Source organism: Streptosporangium sp. NPDC050855 (genome assembly GCF_044456585.1).
GTDB classification, from domain to species: Bacteria; Actinomycetota; Actinomycetes; order Streptosporangiales; family Streptosporangiaceae; genus Streptosporangium; species Streptosporangium longisporum.
In genome coordinates this window covers 121227-140916 of record NZ_JBITFY010000009.1, presented here as the reverse complement: position 1 = coordinate 140916, position 19690 = coordinate 121227, and the positions used below count along the sequence as shown (strand labels likewise).

Sequence of the window (19690 nt, the reverse complement as noted above, 5' to 3'; positions counted from 1 at the left end):
ACGGCCCGGCCGGCCGTCGCGGGCGGGACGACCTCGGCGGCCGGGGCGCCCGGGGCCAGAAGTAAGAGGCACGTATTTATTGTGCCCCTTACCCGCAGATGGATCACCGGCGGGAGGAAGCGGTCGGGTCCTGCCATCTGGGGCCACTCTCGGCGTGTCGCCCCAACTTTCTTTTCTCCACAGGCGGTGGATGACGTTTCCGCTGGTCACAGGGTTATCCACAGATGTGGACAAGAGTTATCCACAAGGCTGTCCCCAGGGCGCCCACACCCTGGGGGGAGAACTGCACAGCTTATCCACACCCCTGTCTACAGGCCGCGTTGCCAGCATGGCGCGGAGCGGCGAAACTGTCAGCCCGGTCGGCTACAAATAGAGATAACGCAACTGTGTTCGAAAGAGGGGGTGTGCGGTGAGCATCGCGGAGCCACCGGTCTTCCAGCCGGGATTCGAGCGCACCCCGCCGAACAACATCGAGGCCGAGCAGTCGGTCCTGGGCGGCATGCTGCTCTCCAAGGACGCCATCGCCGATGTGGTCGAGATCGTGCGATCCGACGACTTCTACCGGCCCGCCCACCAGATCATCTACGACATCATCACCGACCTCTACGGCCGCGGTGACCCCGCCGACGCCGTCACCATCTTCGACGAGCTGCAGAAACGGGGCGAGGTCGCCCGGATCGGCGGCGGCGCCTACCTGCACACGCTGACCGCCGTCGTGCCGACCGCGGCCAACGCCGGCTACTACGCGCGGATCGTCCGAGAGCAGGCCATCCTGCGCCGCCTCATCGAGGCCGGCACCCGCATCGTCTCCTACGGCTACGGGGGGCAGGACGAAGAGGTCGACGACCTGGTCGACCGCGCCCAGGCGGAGATCTACAAGGTCACCGAGCGCCGCACCTCCGAGGACTACGTCCCGCTGGCCGACATCATGCCGGGCGCCCTGGACGAGCTGGAGGCCATCGGCGGCCGGGGCGGCCAGATGGTCGGCGTCCCCACCGGCTTCCAGGATCTCGACGCGCTCACCAACGGCCTGCACCCCGGTCAGATGATCGTCGTCGCCGCCCGCCCCGCCATCGGCAAGGCGCTCGCCCTCGACACGCCGCTCCCCACCCCGGACGGCTGGACGACCATGGGCGAGGTGAGGCCGGGGGACCGGCTGATCGGCGCGGACGGCAGGCCGACCCGGGTGGTCGCGGCGACCGGCGTGATGCACGGGCGCCCCTGCTACGAGGTGGAGTTCGACGACGGCACGGTGATCGTCGCCGACGCGCAGCACCAGTGGCGGACACTGAGCGCCCCCGGGACCGGCGTCTCCGGGACCGCTGTCTTCGGGACCGCTGTCTCCGAGGCCGGCGTCTCCGGGACCGCCGCTCACCGGAGCGTCACCGCGCACCAGGCCGTCGCGCGTCCGGGCGCCGTCGCCTTCCGGGCCGCCGACGCGCACCAGAGCGTCGTCACGACGGAGGAGATCGCCCGTACGCTGCGCGCCACCTCGACCGGCGGGCGGTCGGAGCACGCGGTCGCCGTCGCCGCCGCGTTCGACCTGCCCGAACGGGATCTGCCGTTCTCTCCCTACGCGCTCGGGGTCGGGCTCGGCGTCCGGCTCGGTGCCACCGCGAACGGTCGTCCCGGGGCCGCTGAGGGCGCCGGCACCGCCGATGGGAAGGCAGGCCGCATCGGGGGCACCGGCCCGGGCCGTGACATCGGCGAGGTCACCGGCCGAGACGTCGGCAGGAACGCCATGGACGCCCGGAACACCACGGCCCCCCGGAACACCATGGGCGCCCGGAACGCCACGGACGTCGGGAACACCACGGATCCCCGGAACGCCGGTGAGGGCGACGGCCCGTGGCCGGTCGCGCTCGACCCGGAGATCGTCCTCAACCTGGAGGCCGAGGAGTCGTGGATCGCCGCCGAGGGCCCGGATGACTCGCCCGGCCGCGCCCCCGGCCGGCCCGGCGACGCCTTCGACGGCCTTCCCGGAACCCTCGCGACGACCGGTCTCCTCGGTGTCCTCGGCCAGGAGCGCATTCCCGGGACGTACCTGCGGGCCTCCCGCGAGCAGCGGCGCGCCCTGCTGGCGGGTCTCCTCGACACCCGGGGCCACGTCGACCCCGACGGCCGGATCCGGCTCTCGATCACCGGTGACGGGCTCGCCCGGGACGCCTTCGAGCTGGTCCTGAGCCTCGGCCACCTGGCGACCATGACGGCGCCGGTCACCGGGGACGGCGACGCCGGTCCCCACGGCCACCACGTGATCGACTTCATGGCGTCCGACAAGGTGTTCCGGCTGCCCGACAAGGCCGTCCGGCAGGTGACCGGCGCCGGTGCGACGACCGAGGTCCGCCGGATCGTCGACGTCCGGCCGGTGCCCTCGCGGCCGGTGAGGTGCGTGGAGGTCGACGCCGCCGACCACATGTACCTCGCCGGACGGACGTGCGTCCCCACCCACAACAGCACGCTCGGGCTGGACTTCGCCCGGTCCGCCGCGATCAAGCACGGCATGACGACCGTGGTGTTCTCCCTGGAGATGTCGCGCAACGAGATCACCATGCGTCTGCTGTCGGCCGAGGCGCGGGTGGCGCTGCACGCCATGCGCTCGGGCACGATGACCGACGACGACTGGGCCAAGCTGGCCCGGCGGATGGGCGAGGTCGCCGAGGCGCCGCTGTTCATCGACGACTCGCCCAACATGTCGATGATGGAGATCAGGGCCAAGTGCCGCCGACTCAAGCAGCGCAACGACCTGCGGTTCGTCATCATCGACTACCTGCAGCTGATGTCCTCGCCCAAGAAGACCGAGAGCCGTCAGAACGAGGTCTCCGAGATCTCCCGGGCCATCAAGCTCCTCGCCAAGGAGCTGGAGGTTCCGGTGATCGCGATCTCCCAGCTCAACCGTGGTCCCGAGCAGCGGACCGACAAGAGGCCCATGGTCAGCGACCTGCGCGAGTCCGGAAGCATCGAGCAGGACGCGGACATGGTCATCCTGCTGCACCGGGAGGACGCCTACGAGCGCGAGTCGCCCCGGGCCGGAGAGGCCGACCTGATCGTGGCCAAGCACCGTAACGGCCCCACCGCCACGGTCACCGTGGCGTTCCAGGGCCACTACAGCCGCTTCGTCGACATGGCGCCCCACTAGGAGACGGCCGCAGGGCTTCGAGCCGCGTGCCGCCTCCTCCCGGTGGCCGCCTCTAGTGGACCGTCAGGTGACCGTACGCGGACAGGGCCGTGGCCAGGTCGCCTGGCTTACCACGGAGCGTGGCGTCCAGGAAGACGGCGGTGGCCGCCGCCGTGAGGCGCGGCCCGGCGGTCCGGCCCATGGAGCCGACGAGCGAGGGCAGGGGCGGCAGGTAGAGCGGGGCGTCGGTGAAGGTGAGGTGGGCCGAGCCGGGGACGGTGAGCCGGTAGCCCGTCGCCGTGCTGAGCCGGAGCACCCCGGTGAGGCGGGAGACGTACTTCGCCTCCTCGCCCGGTCCGACGTCGTGGGTGAGCGCGAGCACGGGCTGGTGGAACGGCCGTGGCGCCGGATCGCGGGGGAAGCCGTCCAGGTTCACGACGGCCGCGAACCGGCGGTCCTGGCGGGCGGCCAGCAGGGCGGCGGCGCCGCCGAGGGAGTGACCGGTCGCCGCGACCCGGCGGGTGTCGAGCCGACCGGTCAGCGGACCCGGGATCTCGCCGCGGTCCAGCCGGTCGAGCATGGTGAGGACGAAGCCGAGGTCCGCGGCCCTGACCGCCGTCCACCCGGCCGCCCGCCTGTCGTCCTCGGCCTGGTCGCCGGTGGCCGCGAGCCGGGTGCGGATCGTCCGGCCGTCGGCGAGGGTGACGACGGCCGAGTCGTAGGGGTGGTCGAGGGCCGCCACGACGTATCCGCGGCTGGCCAGGTCCTCGGCCCATGCGGTGTTCTGGGTCCGCACCCCTCCGAGCCCGGGCGAGAACAACACCACGGGGAACCGGCCGCCCGAGCCGGGGACCGGGGCGCCGGGCACCGCGTGGGTGCCGGCACGCGCCGCCTCGTCGAGCAGGAGACCCGGGATGCCGAGGTAGTCGGCCTCGCCGCGGGCGACGAGCCGCGCCTCCCGGGCCGTACGGCCGAGGTAGTGCGCCCGGGGGGCGCCCGGTGCGACGCCCTGCGCGGGATACCAGAGCTGGACGACGACGATCCGCCTGTCGTCGGGCCGGGACGTCGCGGCCTCCGCGCGGTCGGGGTCGGTCCACTGCGCGACGGTGGTCCCGACGGCGTAGGCGCCCGGTGGTTCCGGGAACACGGGCACGGGCAGCGCCCACGCCGCCACCGCGCCCGCGAGGACCAGGGCCAGGCACGCCGCCGACCCCGGCAGGGCAAGCCACCACGGTGCCCGCCACGTGGGTCGCCCGGCACGCCGTTTCAGGAGAGGGAGGGCGGTGAACGCCGACGCGGCGGCCCCCCCGGCGAGGACGAGGACGAGCTGCCAGCGGATCCCGAGCACGATCAGTGCGACCGCGGACACCGTGAGGACCGCCGCACCGGCCGTTGTGGAGAGCCGGCGCGCGCCGGGCGGCAGCCAGCGGGCCGACACCAGCACGACGGCTGCCACCAGGGCAGGAAGCTCGACGGGGGACAGGCCGAACACGGTCACAGGCATGTGAGCATCGTGGCGGAGAGGTCCTCGCCGGAGCATCGGCCCAATGTCCAGGGTCTGTGCCACCCCGGTATGACCTCTCCCGGCCGGGGGCTCGCGACCGGGACGGAGCCGTGCCGCCTCACGCGGGGCAGGGGCGGCCGTCCCGGGTGACAGGCCGCCGGCCGCCGGGCCGGATGAAAACCTCTCGGCGGCCCGCCTCTCCTCCTTGACCTGAACCAAGGTTCAGGTACGACCCTGTTCGCAGGGCGCCGTAAAGGATGCGGAGCGCCCCGACCGTCGGAGGATCCTCATGACCGAGCAGACCGTCAGACTCGCGGTGATCGTGGCCAGCGTCCGGGACGGGCGAATCGGCCCGACGGTCGCGAACTGGTTCGCCGACCAGGCCCGCCCGCGCCAGGATCTGGACGTGGACATCGTCGACCTGGCCGCCTTCCCGCTGCCGCTGGCGTTACCGGGCTTCGGCTCGGGGCCCGCCCCGGAGGCGGCCCGCACCCTTGAGTCCCTGACCCCGCGACTGGCCGCGGCCGACGCCTTCGTGGTCGTGACCCCCGAGTACAACCACAGCTTCCCCGCCTCGCTGAAGAACGTCATCGACTGGCACGACCGGCAGTGGCGTACCAAACCGGTCGGGTTCGTCTCCTACGGCGGCCTGTCCGGCGGCCTGAGGGCGGTCGAGCAGCTCCGCCTGGTCTTCGCGGAGCTGCACGCGGTGACCGTCCGCGACACCGTCAGCTTCCACGGTGTCTGGAGCCGGTTCGACGACGCCGGGGCCCCGACCAGCCCGCAGGAGTGCGAGGGCGCGGCCAAGGTCCTGCTGGACCAGCTCACCTGGTGGGCGCGGACGCTGCGCGACGGCAAGGCGGCGCGCCCGTACGCCGCCGCCTGATCCGGGGCCCGCCGTCCCGGCCGGGGTCAGGGGATCAGCACGATCTTCCCGGTGGTACGGCGGGCCGACAGCAGCTCGTGCGCCTTGGCCGCGTCGGTCAGCGGCAGCGTCTGGTCCACGTGGACCCTGAGCCCGCCCGCCTCCGCCAGGGCGGTCAGTCGCGACAGGTCGGGCGCGGAGGGGCGCACGCTCACCACCGCGAACCGTACGCCCAGCTCGGCGGCGCGCTCCGGGGTGAGGCCCGGGTCGCCGACGTCGGCGATGCCGGCCAGGGCCTGCCAGGCGGTCAGCCCGGCCAGCGGGAGCCCGCCCGCCTCCGGCACGGAGAGGGCGGCGGGCCGGTGCACGATCTCGTCGTGCGAGGCGATCATGTAGTCGGCGTACGCGTTCCCGGGACCGGGGAAGGCGAGCAGGCCCAGCACCTCGTCACCGGGGACGAAGGTGGACACGCCGGGTCCGGTGGACTCGACCGTGCCGGCGACGTCCCAGCCGAGGGTGAAGGGCGGGTCGCCGAGCAGCGGGTGGAAACCGGCGCGGACGACGAGATCGATCGGATTGACCCACCTCCCGGACGGTCCTGGACACGATCGCCAACAAGTGGACCTGCCTGCTGGTGGACGCTCTGCAGGACGGCCCCGTCCGGTTCGGCGTGCTGCGCCGCAGGCTCGACGGGATCACCCAGAAGAGCCTCACCCAGACGCTGCGCGCCATGGAGCGGGACGGGATGGTGATCCGCACCGTCTACCCGACGATCCCGCCCCGGGTGGAGTACGGGCTCAGCTCGCTGGGACACAGCGTGGTACGGCTGATGAACGGCGTCAGGACCTGGTGCGAGGAGAACGTCGCCGAGATCGTGACGTCACGCACCGCCTACGACCTGCGCGCCGCCGAGGAGCCCGAGCCCGTACGGCAGGGCTGGCCCCCGGCCCGGAGGCCGTGCCCCATGGTCCGGCGTCCCGAGGTCGAGAAGAGCCGGCCCCCGGGGAGGGCCAGGGCCCCGGTCAGACGGCGACGGTGAGCAGCGTGTCCCCGTCCGTCGTGCGCACCTCGAAGCGGGTTATCCCGGCGGGCTCCCAGGCGACCCCGCCGTGGATGTAGAGGGGGTCGGGGGAGCCGGGGACCCCGTACCCCTTCTCCGGCACCGCCCAGCCGGTTACCACCCGCCGCTCACCGGCGGTGGAGACGGCGATCAGCTCGCACTCCAGCGGGCCCTTGACCCCCTTGAGTTCGAGGACGGCGTGGGTGCCCCATCCCTTGGTCTCGATCACCAGCCCACCGGCGACCCCGGAGGCCCCGGTGCCCGCGAGCGGTACGCCGCCCCGGTAGGCGTCCTCGGCCGGTCCGGGCGCGGAGTGGCCGGCCGGGGCGCTCGTGCCCTCGGTGGAGAAGGCCGTTCCCGCGGCGATCCCGCCGGCCACCAGGGTCACCGCCGCGGCGGCACCGATCATGAACGTTCCACGGCGGGTACGCCGGTCGGTGACCTTGCGGTGACGCGGCAGGTCGATCACCTCGGCGCGCCTCCTGCCGCCGGGTGTCACGCCGCCGTCCCCCAGGCGTCCGACACCGGTCAGCGCGTCCGCCACCCCCGACAGTTCCCGCAGCTCCGCGACACAGGCCGCGCAGGTGCGCAGGTGCGCCGAGAAGGCCGCCCGGTCGTCCTCCTCCAGCAGGCCGAGGGCGTACGCCCCCACGTCGGTGTGCTCCACCCGCGAGGTCATGCCGTCGCCCCTCTGTCCTCAAGGGCGGCGTGCAGCGCGCGCAGGGCCTGGTGGACCCGGGACTTCACCGTCGCGACCGGGAAGCCCAGCGCCGCGGCGGCGTCGTTCACCGACCGGTTCCGCAGGACCGTCTGGTCGAGGATCTCGCGGTGCGCCGGGGAGAGCGAGGTGAGCGCGACCGTCACCTCGTCGGCGGGGAGGTCGACCGGCCGCAGGCGTCGGCGCCGGCTCCGCCGGTCGCCGGAGGGGACCGTGCTCGTGCCGGGACCCGCCGAGGCGGGCCTCCACCGGGCGTTCGCGATCACGTTCTGCCCTCCCGTTCCGGACGCCGGACGATTCCGCTCTCGGCAGGCAGTACGGCGACGGGCCGGGATGGGTTCAAAGATCGTGCGAATTCGCGCCCTGTTCACCGGGCAAACGGGCACGAGAGACGATTTCCCCCAACCGTCCGGCCGGGTGGGGACAGGGGGCGGTGCGAGCACGAAGGGGGGCGGACCGGCTCCGGGCCGGGGTGCGGGCCGTCCCCGCCCCTCACGGGACGGTGAGACCTCAGGGGTCCCCGTGAGACCTCACGCGCACCGGACGGAACCTCACAACCGGGCGGAACCTCACGGAGCCCGGCAGACATGACGAAACCTGCGGGACCCGGCAGCGCATAACAAAACCTCACGGCCGGGCGGACCATCACGGAACCTGGCAGGACGTCACGGGACCGCGCAGAACCTCACAGGATCGGGCGGAAGTGCGTGACCAGACGGCCGCCGTCGAACACGTGCAGGACGATCTGCGGCGGCAGGTCGTAGTCGAGCGGGACCGGCGTGCTCAGCTCCTGGGCGAGCCGGAGCGTGGAGGTGACGCCGGGGGCGACCACGAGCGGCAGGCCCGCGAAGACGGTCCCGGCCGCGGTCTGGGCGTGCCCGGCGAGGACGGCCACCACCTGCGGATACTGCCGTACGATCCCCTCCAGCCGCTCCGGGTGGCGCAGCCGGATCGCGTCGGCGTACGGGAGGCCCAGGGAGACCGGCGGGTGGTGCATGCCCACGACGGCCGGGGTGTCCGGGGCCTCGCCGAGCACGCGGTGCAGCCAGCCGATCGTCTCGTCGTCCAGGAGGCCCTCCGGCCGGCCGGGCATGCTGGAGTCGCACAGTGCCACGGTCAGGCCGTTGAGACGCAGGACCTGGTTGATCGGGCCGTCGCCGTCCTCTTCGAGCATGACCTTGCGGAAGGCCGGGCGGACGTCGCGGTCACCCGGGCAGATGAGCGTCGGATGGCGCGTGGTCAGCAGCTCGCGCGCGATCTCGTACTCCTCGATCAGGCCGTTGCCGGCGATGTCGCCGGTCACCAGGACCGCGTCCAGTGTCCCAGGAAGGTTCTCCAGGTGCCGCATGACGGATCGGGCCCTGTCGATGCTGCGGGGAGAACCGTCGATGTGGACGTCACTCACGTGCGCCAGGATCAGCATCACCCAAGAGTGACATAACCATCTCCCCGCCGTCCGGCATCCCGCGCGGAGGGCACGGTCGCGCCGGGTGACCGGCCCCGGCACGCTCTCCCGCCCGGGCCCGGGACCCCGCCAGGTCGTGCGCCCGGTCATGCAGGACGGGGTCATGCGGCCGGTCGTGCAGGACGGTCGTGCGCCCGCTCGTACGGACGCGCCGGGGCGGCCCGGTCCCCGCCACCGGACGACCGCGGAGACGGCAGGAAGACTGTGACGAGGAAGCCGTGGCCCGCCCTTGCCCCTGCAAAGGACGGATCACGGCGATCCTGTACGCGTACGCGGCCACAGCGGCCGCAGAGGTCGTGGAAAGTGGAAAGTCGTAGCGGTCACGCCGGTCACGCCGGTGGGCGGTCACTCCGGCCCGGCCGCCGTGGGCCCGTCACTCCCACCGGAAGAACCGCGCGGCCAGCGCGCCGGTGATCAGCAGGGTCACCGCCATCACCACCAGGTGCAGCATCTGCGGCGTCTGCCCGGCCCAGGTGGCGCGGAGCGCGTCGGCGAACGGTGCCATCGGCAGGAAGTCCCCGATCCTGCGCAGGAGGTCGGGCATCAGTTCCCGGGGGACCCACATGCCGGCCATGAACATCAGCGGGAACATCAGCAGCGACCCGATGGCGGGAGCGGACTTGGCGTTCGGCGCCAGGGCGGTGATCAGCAGGCCCACCCCGAACAGCGAGGCCGTGCCGAGCACGAACACGCCCGCGAAGGCCAGCGGGCTCTGCGGCAGGACCGAACCGAGGACCAGGTGGCCGAGGACGATGAGCAGGACGGTGGCGGCGATCGCCACCACGAGGTTGTTGACCACCTGGGCGACCAGCAGCCGGACCGGGCTGACCGGGGTGGTGGACATCCGGCGCAGCACGCCGGTCTCCCGGTAGCTCACCAGCACTCCCGGCAGGACGGTGAACGCCATCGTCACCACGGCCAGGATCACCATCATGCCCGGCAGCTGGGTGTCGATGGCCCGCTGGCCGCCCAGGTCGGGGTTGACCTCCTGCATGGCCGGGATGCTGCTGCCCAGTCCCAGCAGGAGCGCGAGCGGCAGCAGGATCGCGAAGACCACGGCGGCCGGTTCCCGCAGCAGGAGCCTGGCCTCGATCAGCAGCATTTTCCTCATGAGGAGATCTTCTTTCCGGTCAGGCCGAGGAAGGCGTCGTCGAGCGTCGTCCGCTCCACGCGCAGGTCGATGGGGGTGACGCCCGCGCCGGCCAGGCCGGTCGCGATCGCGAGCAGCAGGTTCCCGGTCCCGGTGACCGTCACCTGCTCGCCGCTGCGGCTCACCGTGACGACCTCGGGCAGGTCGCGCAGCACGGCGTCGTCGAGCGGGCCGGTGAGCCGGAACCTGACGATCTGCCGGCCGTCGACCCGGGCGATCAGGCCCGAGGGGCTGTCCACCGCGACGACCCGGCCCGCGTCGAACAGCGCGAGCCGGTCGCAGAGCCGTTCGGCCTCCTCCATGAAGTGGGTGACCAGCAGGATCGTCACGCCGCTGTCGCGGACCTGCTCGATGAGCTCCCAGGTGTCCCGCCGGGCCTGCGGGTCCAGGCCGGTGGTGAGCTCGTCCAGGATCGCCACGCGGGGCCTGCCGATCAGCGCCAGCGCGATCGAGAGCCGCTGCTGCTGGCCGCCGGAGAGCTTGCCGTAGGGGGTGTCGCGCTTGGCGGAGAGCCCGACCCGCTCGAGCAGCTCGCCCCAGTCCGCGGGGGTGCGGTAGAAGGAGGCGTACAGGTCGAGCGCCTCCCGCACCTTGATCTTCTCCGGCAGGGTGGAGCTCTGCAGCTGGACGCCCAGCTGCTCCTTGAGCGCGGCGCCGGTGAGACCGCCGAGGACGCTCACCGTGCCGGAGTCGGGGACGCGCAGGCCGGCGACGCACTCCACGGTGGTCGTCTTGCCGGCGCCGTTGGGGCCGAGGACTCCGAAGATCTCGCCCTCGTCCACGGTGAACGAGACGTCGTCCACCGCCAGGTGATCGCGGTACCGCTTGCGGAGGTCGTTGACCTCGATGACCTTCATGCCGACGACGCTAGAAGCGCGGCGGGCCGCGGAGAATCGGGCTGGGCACCCGCCCGGGTCGGGTCAGGCATCCGCCCGGGGTGGGGTTACCTCCACCCCCCGGCGGCGCGCGGCCCCACTGGGAACGCCGGGCCTCATGGCCGACACTTGGGGACATGAGGACGTACGCGGTTGCGGTCGGCAGGGCACTGACGCTCGGAGTGATGGCCCTGGCGGACGTGGTGATGGTGGCCCTGATGCTGATCGGGGTCGTGCTGGCGTTCGGATTGGGCCTGGTCTTCCTCTTCCCGCCGCTGGCCCAGGCGATGAGGTGCCGCACGGGCCAGGTCAGGAAGCTGAACGCCGAGTGGCTCGGGATCGGGATACCGGCCCCGTACCTGCCGGAGCCGCTGCCGGTGCGGCCCCAGCCCGACGGCTGGTACCGGCACGACCGCCAGCTGTACAAGACGGGCCGCTGGCCCGACTGGAACAACCGCTGGCAGTGGCTGGTCGGCGACACGGCCACCTGGCGGGACGGTCTGTGGCTGTTCCTCAGCCCGCTGGCCGGCGTCTTCCTGCTGCTCCCCCTCGCGCTGGCCGGATGCGCCGTGCTCGCCGCCGGGTCCCAGGACTCGCCCGTGTGGCCGGTGGCCCTGGGGTGCGCCGCCGTCGTGGCACTGGCCGCCGTCCCCCACCTGCTGCGCGGGTACGCCTGGTGGAACCTCCTGCTGCTCTCCCCCACGGCCGAGTCGGTGCTCACCGGGCAGGTCCAGCGCCTCGACCAGGCCCGCCTGGCCACGGTCGACTCCCAGGCGTCCGAGCTGCGGCGGATCGAGCGCGACCTGCACGACGGCGCGCAGGCCCGGCTGGTGGCGATCGGCATGACGCTCGGCGCGGTCGAGGAGCTCATGGACAAGGACCCGGCGGCGGCCAAGGCGCTGCTGGCCAAGTCCAGGGAGGCCTCCTCCACCGCGCTGGTCGAGCTGCGCGACCTGGTCAAGGGCATCCACCCGCCGGTGCTGGCCGAGCGCGGTCTCGGCGACGCGGTCCGCGCGCTGGCGATGGACAGCCCGCTCAAGGTCGCGGTCACCGTGGACCTGGACACCCGCCCGGACTCGCCCGTGGAGTCGGCCGCCTACTTCTCGATCAGCGAGCTCCTCACCAACGCGGCCCGGCACGGCGGTGCCGAACGGGTGTGGATCGACATCAGCGGGCACGGCCACGCGCTGCGCGTCGTCGTCACCGACGACGGCTCGGGGGGCGCCGACCCCGCGCGGGGAAGCGGCCTGCGCGGCATCGAGCGCAGGCTCGCGGCCTTCGACGGGGTGCTCGCGGTCAACAGCCCGCAGGGCGGACCGACCACCGCCACCTTCGACCTGCCCAACGCGCTCGCCGAGAAGTACCCGGCCGTCAAGCCGCCCCTGCCGCGCGGCAAGATGGTCATCGTCGGGCTCGGCTGGGGGCTCGGCTGGCTCCCGCTCTTCCCGCAGGGCATGGTGGCGGCGATCATGAAGATCATCGACATCGAGAACCGCAGCTGGTTCCTCGCGCTCTACCTGCCCGGTCCGCTGCAGTGGCCGCTGATCGTCTTCAACATCATGCTGGGCCTGTCCATGTACGCCGCGGCCATGCTCGTCCCCCTCCAGCACGCCCGCCGCATCCGGCTGGCCGAGGTCGCGCCGACTCGCCTATGGTTGGGGCGGTGAGCCCCCGAGTCGTCATCGCCGAGGACCTCTACCTGCTGCGCGACGGCCTGGTGCACCTGCTCCAGGCGCACGGCTTCGAGGTGGTCGCGGCCGTCGAGTCCGGGCCCGAGCTGCTGCGGGCGCTGCTCGACCTGCGGCCCGACGTGGCCGTGGTCGACGTGCGCCTGCCGCCCACGTTCACCGACGAGGGGCTCCAGGCCGCGCTGACGGCCCGCCGCGCCGTCCCCGGCCTGCCGGTGCTGGTGCTGTCCCAGCACGTCGAGCAGCTGTACGCGCGCGAGCTGCTGGCCGACGGCTCGGGCGCGATCGGCTACCTGCTCAAGGACCGGGTCTTCAACGCCGAGCAGTTCGTCGACGCGGTCCGCCGGGTCGCCGCAGGAGGCACCGCGATGGACCCCGAGGTCATCGCCAAGCTGCTGGCCAGCACCGCCCGCCACGAGCCGCTCGGCGCGCTGACGCCGCGCGAGCGCGAGGTGCTGGAGCTCATGGCCGAGGGCCGCTCCAACGCGGCCATCTCCCAGCGCCTGTTCCTCAGCGAGAGCGCGGTCGGCAAGCACACGGCCGGTATCTTCACCAAGCTCGACCTGGCCCCCTCCGACGACGACAACCGTCGCGTCCTGGCCGTCCTGACCTATCTCAACGCCGCGCGCGGCTGACCGCCCCCGTCCCGTCCTCCTCCGGCCCCCGCGACCCCTGACGTTTCGTCGGTGGCAGCGGATAACGTGCTGCATGTACGGCTTCCGTGTGGGATCGCCGTTCGGGACGGAGGGGTGATCAGGTGAAGTTCCGGGTGAACCGTGATGTCCTGGCCGACGCGGTGGCCTGGGTGGCCAGGGCGCTGCCGAGCCGGCCGACGCTGCCCGTCCTGTCGGGCCTGCTGCTGGAGGCCGACGAGGAGGATCTCGTGATCTCGGCCTTCGACTACGACGTCTCCGCCCGCGTCTCGATCGAGGCGGTCGTGGCCGAGCCCGGCCGGGCGCTGATCCCGGGCCGGATCCTCGCCGAGATCACGCGCAGCCTGCCGGGTGAGGCGGTGGAGGTCGTCACCGACGCCTCCGAGGCGGTCCTGACCTGCGGCAGCGCCGAGTTCGGCCTGCTGACCATGCCGGTGGAGGACTTCCCGGCCCTCCCGCAGATGCCGCCGAGGATCGGCGCGGTCGGCGGCGGGATCTTCGCCACCGCGGTCGGCCAGGTGGCCCCCGCGGCCAGCCGGGACGAGTCCCTTCCCATGCTGACCGGCATCCGGGTCGACATCTCCGGCGAGGGCGTGACCATGGCCGCCACCGACCGCTACCGCATCGCGGCCAGGGAGTTCGACTGGCGGCCCGAGCGGCCGGACGTCACGGCCGCCGCCATGGTGCCCGCGCGGGTGCTCGTCGACGTGGCCAGGTCGCTGCGGGACGGCGAGGTGTCGATGGCGCTGGGCGACGGCATCGCCGGTTTCGAGAGCGTCGGCCGGAGCACCACGGTCCGCCTGCTCGACGAGCAGTTCATCGACTACCGCTCGCGGCTGACCGACGACTGGTCGATCCGGGCCGACATGCGGACGGCCCCGTTCATCGAAGCGATCAAGCGGGTCGCGCTGGTCGCCGAGCGCAACACCGCGATCCGGCTCTCCTTCGAGCAGGGACAGGTCCTGATCCAGGCGGGCGGCGGGGACATCGGCCGCGGCACCGAGGTCGTCGAGGCCGAGCTGTCCGGTGACGACCTCCAGATCGCCTTCCAGTCCCAGTTCCTGCTGGACGGCCTGAGCGGGGTCGAGACCGAGTTCGTCCGGCTGAACATGGAGTCACCGAGCCGGCCCGCGCTGATCACCGAGGTTCCCGGCGACGCCGCGCCCGCCTTCCGCTACCTCGTGATGTCCCTGCGCCTGACCTGAGGGCCGCCCGATCCGGAGCAGACCCGGGGGCGCCCGACGAGACGCGCCGACCTTCCGCTCCCTCGTGCACTCTCGTGACCGGCGTTCCCGCGCCCGAACCCTCGGTGACCTCACGCGGCACCCACGACAGCACACGCGTGCACTCTCGTGACCGGCGTCCCCGCGCCCGCACCGGGGAACGAGACGTGCAGGCCCTCCGCCACCTTGCGATCGGTGAGACGCCCGACGAGACGCGACCGCCGCCGGGACGCGGGGCCGGACAGGCCCCCGCGCCACGACGGCGGGACGGAACGGGTCAGGCGGAGAGTTCCTGCTCCTCGGTCAGGGCGATCAGGATGTGCTCCATGCACGCGTGCCCGGCATGCTCGGCCGCGGCGGCGTCACCGGCCGAGATGGCGCGGGCGATCGCGTCGTGGGGGATGTACGTGCTGTTCAGGGTGCTGCTCAGCGAGGTGCCCGCCGCGGTGATGCTGGCGCGCAGCGCCGCGGAGAAGTCCTCGTACAGGTCGATCAGCACCATGTTGTGCGTGGCGCGGACGACCGCGATGTGGAAGGCCAGGTCGGCCTCGACGAACGCGTTCGGTTCACCCCGCTCCCAGGCGCGGTCCCGCTCGGCCAGCGCCGCCTCGATCAGCAGGATGTCGGCCTCGGTGCGCCGGGTGGCCGCCAGCCGCGCGGCCTCCACCTCCAGGGCGCGCCGTACCTCCAGGATCTCCAGCTGCTCGGCGGTGCGCAGGCGCCGCAGCATGGCCCCGGACAGCTCGCTGGTGGCCCGGACATAGGTGCCGTCACCCTGACGGCACTCCAGCAGGCCCGCGTGGGTCAGCGCGCGCACCGCCTCGCGTACGGTGTTGCGGCCGACCCCGAGCTGCTCGGCGAGGACGGTCTCGGTGGGAATCTTTGCGTGCATCGGCCAGGAATCAGAAGTGATCTGCTCCTTGAGTTGGTCGATCACTTGGTCGACGAGGGATGCTCGCTGCGCAGTACGCAGACTCACCGTCCGCCTCCTCCTGGGAAACCAGTCATCCTACGAATCAATGACTGGTAGACCCTAGTTATTCCGGAGGCGCAAGAACAAACTGGAACCCCTCAAACGAGACCGCCTCACCGGACCAGGGCCGGATCGACCGTCACGCCCACCATCGTCTCGCGCACTCCGGCGGCCTCGAGAGCCCTACGATACGCGGCGGCCTGATCGTCACCCGCACCGACCTCGCCATAGAGGTCACCGAGGGCTCGCCAGACCCGCGCGGCCTCCCGATCGGGGCTGGAAGGTCCGGGCCGGACCTCCTCCAGCATCCGCCGGGCGGCCTCCAGCGCGGCCGGAACACCGCTCCGGTCGCGGCCGAGGGTGATCCGGGCCAGGATCAGCTGCGCGGTCGCGGCGGTGACGCCCCCGCGGCCGTCCAGCATGCCGAGGGCGCTCTCGGCGAGCGAGACCGCGCCCGCGGTGTCGCCCGTCCCCAGCCGCACCTGGGCGAGCACGACCAGGCTCTCGACCCGCTCCCTGGCGCGTTCGGGGAAGACCGAGAAGACCTTGCTCGCGGAGGTCGCCAGCCGGTCGGCATCGTCCAGCGGACCGCCGGCGCGGGTGGTCTGACGCACCCAGTGCATCGCGACGAGGGCGAGCTGGGCGGCCATCCGCGCCGGGCGCCCGGTGGCGATCGCGTCGTCGGCCAGGCGGACGGCCAGGGCCGAGTCCTCACCGTCGGAGGCGACGACGCTCGCCCGCCACAGGGCGTGGATCTCCGCGGAACGGTTGACCGCGGCCGGGACGCCGTTGACCGCGAGAACGTGCCGGACGTACGACATGGCGGCCTCGCCGGCCACCGGGGCCTCCATCAGGCAGGCGGCCAGCTCGACGGCCAGCTCCCCGTGCGCCAGCGGCAGCCTCACGACCTCGGCGAGCGCGTGGGCGGCCAGGTCGTGGGCGCGCAGGGTGTCCCCGGCGCGCTGGTAGCAGCGGCTCAGCGCCACGACCAGCGGCAGGTCGGCCAGGCGCTCCGGGTGGGCGACGGCCTCCCGGCGCAGCCACTCGAACGCCTCCACCGCCGGGCCGAGCAGCCCCTGGATCTCCAGTGCCCGAGCCTGGCCGAGCCGCGCGTGCGCGGCCAGCATGGCGTTCTCCTCGCCGGCGACCTTGACGATCTCACCGAACCGGTCGGCCGCGACGGCCGGGTCGCCGTGCAGCAGCTCCAGCTCGGCGTGGCGCAGGCCCAGTTCCGTGTCGACGCGCTGGCGCGGCTCGATCCCGTGCAGCAGGAACTCGGTGGTGCATCCCAGGCGTTCGGCCAGCAGGCGTGCGACCACGGGGGTCGGCGTCCGCTTGCCCGACTCGATGAGGGAGACGTAACTGTCGGAAAGGTCGGGCCCGGCGAGCTGGGCCTGGGACATGCGTCTGCTCAGTCTCAGGCCGCGGACGCGGTCACCTATGGTTCCCTGACTCGGCATCTGATCTCTCAGGGCGGGGGATGGTCAACGTTCTGGCCATGATGACACGAAGCGGCCGAAGCCGGTAACCCCACGTGAAAAATCCTTACCAGAAAGTGTCGGCGATCAAACAGCATTGCTGTCATCACGGACATTGCTGCCATCAGGGACATAAGCCCTTAATCATCCGAGTCATTACCTCCCGGGAAGAGCATCTGGCAGACCTCCAGGTAGAGCGTCTCCGGGTAGGGGATGTAATTCACCCGCGACAGTGCCTGGTCCTGACCGGCCGACTCCAGAACGAACTCGCCGTACCCCAGCATTCGGCCGAGGATCGAGCGCTGGAAACTCATGTCGGTGACCTTGGCGAGCGGCATCATGTCGACCTTGCGGGTGATCAGGCCGGTGGTGAGCAGCATCCGCTTGGAGGTGACGACGAAGTAGTCGACCGACCACTCGGCGACCTTCCACACGAAGCGGATCAGCAGCAGCAGCCAGGCCCACCAGACGACGACGAGCACGCCACCGCCGCCCTGGTCGCCGAACCACTTGCTCAGCAGTCCGGCGAGGATCAGGCCGCCGAAGACCTCGGCGACCGCGCGAAGCAGCACGGCCGGGTGGCGCCGCACCATGATGACCTGGTGTTCGTGGGGGAGCAGGTAGCGGTTGACCGACGAGGGAGCGGAGTCCCCGTGGGTCACGAGCCTCATGAGAGATGTGAGACGAACTGGGCCAATGAATCGGCCGCTGTGTAAACCGTGTCCATGGCACCCCTCACGGCGTTGGCTGCGTCATCTGGTCGTGTGAACAGGAAAAACGCCACGAAACCGACAGCGCTATACGATAGAACCTTCTTGACCTGCACCTTGGCCTCCTACTACCACTCACCCACTGCACCCGTCGTATACATTACCCAGGGCCATGCCGCGGTAAAGCGCATCGGCTCATCCGGTCTCACACCGGCCGTGACAATCCCGTAACCGGCCCCGTGGGGCGCCCGTGGACCCTCGCCCCCGTGTCGCGCGTTCATCCCGGTCTCCCGCGATCCCCGCGTCCGCGATCTCCGTCATCGGCACCGCGACGGCGCCGTCACCCGCGCTCGCTCGCGACCAGCGCGAGAACCTCGAGGTGCTTGCGGGCGATCCGCTCGACCAGCGCCGGATGGGCGTGGCCGACCACCTCCAGCGCTCCGTAGTGAGCCGCCTCTATGCAGCGGGTCACCGTGGAGGCCGGATGGATCTTCGAGAACTCGTCCCTCAGCGCGGCGCTGAAGTCCGCGTACGGGTCCGGCTCGGTGGCCGGGATGATTCGCTCGCTCATGGTTCTCCCTGGTGTGCGCCCGCGGCCTCGGCGGACCGGGGACACAGAAGAGATGTCTTCGCCACGCTTCGTACCCGGTCGGCGACCTGCTGTAACCGGCGAGCGGTAGAGGAACCGTCCATCAGGGGAAAGGAACGGCCCGGGAAACGTCAGGACATCACAACGTCCGGCCGTCCGGGCGCGGGAGGCGTCACCGGGACTCGTTACCGGGAAGGAGGGGGGACGGCCCCACCGGGCCGTGCCGCGGAACCCGCGCCGGCCGTGAAGGCGTCGATCCCGCGAAGGGTGAGGGGGTCAGACCACGCCGTACAGGCGGTCCCCGGCGTCGCCCAGGCCGGGGACGATGTAGCCGTGCTCGTTGAGCCGCTCGTCCAGGGCCGCGGTCACCAGGCGGATCGGCCTGCCGGTCCCGGCGAAGGCCTCGTCCAGGTGGGCGATGCCCTCGGGCGCGGCCAGCAGGCAGAGCGCGGTCACGTCGTCGGCGCCCCGGTCGAAGAGGAACCGGATCGCGGCGGCCAGGGTGCCCCCGGTGGCCAGCATCGGGTCCAGCACGTACACCTGCCGTCCCGACAGGTCGTCGGGCAGCCGGGTGGCGTAGGTCTGCGCCTGCAGCGTGGACTCGTCGCGGATCATCCCGAGGAAGCCGACCTCGGCCGTGGGCAGCAACCGGGTCATGCCCTCCAGCATCCCCAGCCCCGCCCGCAGGATCGGGACCACCAGCGGGTACGGCTGCGCCAGCCGCACCCCCGTGGCCGGGGCCACCGGGGTCCGCACCGACAGCTCGGTGACGCGGACCTGCCTGGTCGCCTCGTAGGCCAGCAGGGTGACCAGCTCGTCGACGAGACGCCGGAACGTGGGCGAGTCCGTGGTGACGTCCCGCAGCGCGGTCAGCTTGTGGGCCACCAGGGGGTGGTCGACGACCAGGGTTTCCATGGTGGCCAAAGGTATCCTGGGCCGGTGACCGGCGACGAGCCGGGTTCCCCGGCACGCGTCCGGCGGGTGTCCGTTCGACATCACCCGCTCACTCGGATTTGATCACAATTTGGTCGGAGAGGCCTACGGGGGTGTCCCGCTTCTGAAAGCATTGACCTCCGTAGAGAAAGCATTCGGTGGGGATGGCCATGTCAGACGAAGACTCGCTGGACTTTGCCATCGTGATCTACCGCGAGGACGACCGCTGGGAAGCGGAGATGCTCCCGGTGGCGCTCACATCCGACCTCGAGGGTCTCATCCACGCCCTTCGCCAGCAGCCGAGCATGAGCGGCACGATTGGCCTGGTCGCCGTTGGGGATGAGTTCTTCGTGGCGCTACGGGTGTTCGGCGAGAGGGTCGAGGTCTTCCTCTCCGACATCGCCGCGTCCTGGGACTTCCCGCTCGCTCAGCAGGCGCTGGAGTACCTGGACGTGCCGGTCCCCGACGAGGACGAGCTCGACGCGATCCTCCAGGACGAGGAGACGGCCCTCCCCGCGGGCGACCTCTCGATCTTCGCGGACCTCGGTCTCGACGAGATGGAGCTGGGCATCCTGTCCGGGGACATCGACCTCCTGCCCGAGGACGTCCTGTCCAGCATCGCCGCGCGGCTGGGGTTCTCCGAGCCGTTCGAGCGCGCCATCGACTCTGTGTTCGGTTGAACCCGGGA

The 19690-nt window shown here is 71.9% G+C and carries 19 protein-coding genes; 7 read left to right on the top strand and 12 right to left on the bottom strand.

What is annotated here, in order from left to right:
- Positions 1 to 409: 409 nt before the first annotated feature.
- Positions 410 to 3139, top strand: a complete 2730-nt coding sequence (dnaB, locus tag ACIBCT_RS19325; protein ID WP_399190267.1) for a replicative DNA helicase — start codon at positions 410 to 412, stop codon at positions 3137 to 3139.
- A gap of 52 nt (positions 3140 to 3191) precedes the next feature.
- Here dnaB and ACIBCT_RS19320 read toward each other — a convergent pair whose 3' ends face one another.
- Positions 3192 to 4622 carry an alpha/beta hydrolase family protein gene (locus tag ACIBCT_RS19320; RefSeq protein WP_399190265.1) on the bottom strand — a complete coding sequence of 477 codons (1431 nt, stop codon included), beginning with the start codon at positions 4620 to 4622 and terminating at the stop codon, positions 3192 to 3194.
- A 289-nt stretch (positions 4623 to 4911) separates the two neighbouring features.
- Between ACIBCT_RS19320 and ACIBCT_RS19315 the strand changes: the two genes are divergently transcribed.
- A complete protein-coding gene (locus ACIBCT_RS19315) occupies positions 4912 to 5508 on the top strand; it encodes an NADPH-dependent FMN reductase (RefSeq protein ID WP_399190263.1) in 597 nt (198 codons plus the stop codon).
- Positions 5509 to 5534: 26 nt separating this feature from the next.
- On the opposite strand, the gene ACIBCT_RS19310 is transcribed toward ACIBCT_RS19315, so the two are convergent.
- Positions 5535 to 6026 carry a zinc-binding dehydrogenase gene (locus ACIBCT_RS19310; RefSeq protein WP_399190620.1) on the bottom strand — a complete coding sequence of 164 codons (492 nt, stop codon included), beginning with the start codon at positions 6024 to 6026 and terminating at the stop codon, positions 5535 to 5537.
- A gap of 59 nt (positions 6027 to 6085) precedes the next feature.
- On the opposite strand from ACIBCT_RS19310, the gene ACIBCT_RS19305 reads away from it, so the two are divergent.
- Complete coding sequence (locus tag ACIBCT_RS19305) at positions 6086 to 6526, top strand: winged helix-turn-helix transcriptional regulator (protein ID WP_399190618.1); 441 nt, start codon at positions 6086 to 6088, stop codon at positions 6524 to 6526.
- Here the strand turns inward: ACIBCT_RS19305 and ACIBCT_RS19300 are convergent.
- The 5 genes from ACIBCT_RS19300 to ACIBCT_RS19280 all read right to left on the bottom strand — a co-directional run bounded on the left by ACIBCT_RS19300 (position 6510) and on the right by ACIBCT_RS19280 (position 10737).
- Positions 6510 to 7226, bottom strand: a complete 717-nt coding sequence (locus tag ACIBCT_RS19300) for an anti-sigma factor family protein (RefSeq protein WP_399190261.1) — start codon at positions 7224 to 7226, stop codon at positions 6510 to 6512. The genes ACIBCT_RS19305 and ACIBCT_RS19300 overlap by 17 nt on opposite strands.
- A complete protein-coding gene (locus ACIBCT_RS19295; protein ID WP_399190259.1) occupies positions 7223 to 7531 on the bottom strand; it encodes a sigma factor-like helix-turn-helix DNA-binding protein in 309 nt (102 codons plus the stop codon). Before ACIBCT_RS19295 ends, ACIBCT_RS19300 begins: the two co-directional genes overlap by 4 nt.
- 419 nt (positions 7532 to 7950) lie before the next feature.
- The gene (locus tag ACIBCT_RS19290) at positions 7951 to 8670 is read right to left on the bottom strand and encodes a metallophosphoesterase (protein WP_399190257.1); all 720 of its coding nucleotides are present in this window, start codon (positions 8668 to 8670) and stop codon (positions 7951 to 7953) included.
- Between the two features lie 433 nt (positions 8671 to 9103).
- Entirely contained in the window at positions 9104 to 9841 is a 738-nt protein-coding gene (locus tag ACIBCT_RS19285) for an ABC transporter permease (RefSeq protein ID WP_399190255.1), read from the bottom strand.
- Positions 9838 to 10737 (bottom strand): ABC transporter ATP-binding protein, encoded by a 900-nt coding sequence (locus ACIBCT_RS19280; protein ID WP_399190253.1) that lies wholly within the window; start codon positions 10735 to 10737, stop codon positions 9838 to 9840. The genes ACIBCT_RS19285 and ACIBCT_RS19280 overlap by 4 nt, the downstream gene beginning before the upstream one ends.
- Before the next feature lie 155 nt (positions 10738 to 10892).
- On the opposite strand from ACIBCT_RS19280, the gene ACIBCT_RS19275 reads away from it, so the two are divergent.
- The 3 genes from ACIBCT_RS19275 (at position 10893) to dnaN (ending at position 14301) form a co-directional block, all read left to right on the top strand.
- The gene (locus ACIBCT_RS19275; protein WP_399190251.1) at positions 10893 to 12422 is read left to right on the top strand and encodes a sensor histidine kinase; all 1530 of its coding nucleotides are present in this window, start codon (positions 10893 to 10895) and stop codon (positions 12420 to 12422) included.
- On the top strand, positions 12419 to 13078 hold the full coding sequence (locus tag ACIBCT_RS19270; RefSeq protein ID WP_399190249.1) for a response regulator: 660 nt from the start codon (positions 12419 to 12421) through the stop codon (positions 13076 to 13078). The genes ACIBCT_RS19275 and ACIBCT_RS19270 overlap by 4 nt, the downstream gene beginning before the upstream one ends.
- A gap of 122 nt (positions 13079 to 13200) precedes the next feature.
- Positions 13201 to 14301 carry a DNA polymerase III subunit beta gene (dnaN, locus tag ACIBCT_RS19265; RefSeq protein ID WP_399190247.1) on the top strand — a complete coding sequence of 367 codons (1101 nt, stop codon included), beginning with the start codon at positions 13201 to 13203 and terminating at the stop codon, positions 14299 to 14301.
- A gap of 295 nt (positions 14302 to 14596) precedes the next feature.
- Here the strand turns inward: dnaN and ACIBCT_RS19260 are convergent, their stop codons facing one another.
- The 5 genes from ACIBCT_RS19260 to upp all read right to left on the bottom strand — a co-directional run bounded on the left by ACIBCT_RS19260 (position 14597) and on the right by upp (position 18984).
- The gene (locus ACIBCT_RS19260) at positions 14597 to 15298 is read right to left on the bottom strand and encodes a FadR/GntR family transcriptional regulator (RefSeq protein WP_344892540.1); all 702 of its coding nucleotides are present in this window, start codon (positions 15296 to 15298) and stop codon (positions 14597 to 14599) included.
- Between the two features lie 107 nt (positions 15299 to 15405).
- Positions 15406 to 16752: a helix-turn-helix domain-containing protein gene (locus ACIBCT_RS19255; protein WP_399190245.1), complete on the bottom strand. Its 1347-nt coding sequence runs from the start codon at positions 16750 to 16752 to the stop codon at positions 15406 to 15408.
- A gap of 158 nt (positions 16753 to 16910) precedes the next feature.
- Positions 16911 to 17441: a PH domain-containing protein gene (locus ACIBCT_RS19250; protein ID WP_399190243.1), complete on the bottom strand. Its 531-nt coding sequence runs from the start codon at positions 17439 to 17441 to the stop codon at positions 16911 to 16913.
- A 379-nt stretch (positions 17442 to 17820) separates the two neighbouring features.
- On the bottom strand, positions 17821 to 18051 hold the full coding sequence (locus ACIBCT_RS19245) for a hypothetical protein (protein ID WP_344892548.1): 231 nt from the start codon (positions 18049 to 18051) through the stop codon (positions 17821 to 17823).
- A gap of 294 nt (positions 18052 to 18345) precedes the next feature.
- Positions 18346 to 18984: a uracil phosphoribosyltransferase gene (upp, locus tag ACIBCT_RS19240; RefSeq protein ID WP_344892551.1), complete on the bottom strand. Its 639-nt coding sequence runs from the start codon at positions 18982 to 18984 to the stop codon at positions 18346 to 18348.
- 188 nt (positions 18985 to 19172) lie between these two features.
- On the opposite strand from upp, the gene ACIBCT_RS19235 reads away from it, so the two are divergent.
- The gene (locus ACIBCT_RS19235; protein WP_362798659.1) at positions 19173 to 19682 is read left to right on the top strand and encodes a tRNA adenosine deaminase-associated protein; all 510 of its coding nucleotides are present in this window, start codon (positions 19173 to 19175) and stop codon (positions 19680 to 19682) included.
- Positions 19683 to 19690 lie beyond the last annotated feature (8 nt).

Coding starts and splice junctions, on each gene's coding strand:
- ACIBCT_RS19300 (WP_399190261.1), bottom strand. CDS start 7,226: ATGACCTCGCGGGTGGAGCACACCGACGTGGGGGCGTACGCCCTCGGC.
- ACIBCT_RS19235 (WP_362798659.1), top strand. CDS start 19,173: ATGTCAGACGAAGACTCGCTGGACTTTGCCATCGTGATCTACCGCGAG.
- ACIBCT_RS19280 (WP_399190253.1), bottom strand. CDS start 10,737: ATGAAGGTCATCGAGGTCAACGACCTCCGCAAGCGGTACCGCGATCAC.
- ACIBCT_RS19245 (WP_344892548.1), bottom strand. CDS start 18,051: ATGAGCGAGCGAATCATCCCGGCCACCGAGCCGGACCCGTACGCGGAC.
- ACIBCT_RS19255 (WP_399190245.1), bottom strand. CDS start 16,752: ATGCCGAGTCAGGGAACCATAGGTGACCGCGTCCGCGGCCTGAGACTG.
- ACIBCT_RS19275 (WP_399190251.1), top strand. CDS start 10,893: ATGAGGACGTACGCGGTTGCGGTCGGCAGGGCACTGACGCTCGGAGTG.
- ACIBCT_RS19250 (WP_399190243.1), bottom strand. CDS start 17,441: ATGAGGCTCGTGACCCACGGGGACTCCGCTCCCTCGTCGGTCAACCGC.
- ACIBCT_RS19320 (WP_399190265.1), bottom strand. CDS start 4,622: ATGCCTGTGACCGTGTTCGGCCTGTCCCCCGTCGAGCTTCCTGCCCTG.
- upp (WP_344892551.1), bottom strand. CDS start 18,984: ATGGAAACCCTGGTCGTCGACCACCCCCTGGTGGCCCACAAGCTGACC.
- ACIBCT_RS19315 (WP_399190263.1), top strand. CDS start 4,912: ATGACCGAGCAGACCGTCAGACTCGCGGTGATCGTGGCCAGCGTCCGG.
- ACIBCT_RS19285 (WP_399190255.1), bottom strand. CDS start 9,841: ATGAGGAAAATGCTGCTGATCGAGGCCAGGCTCCTGCTGCGGGAACCG.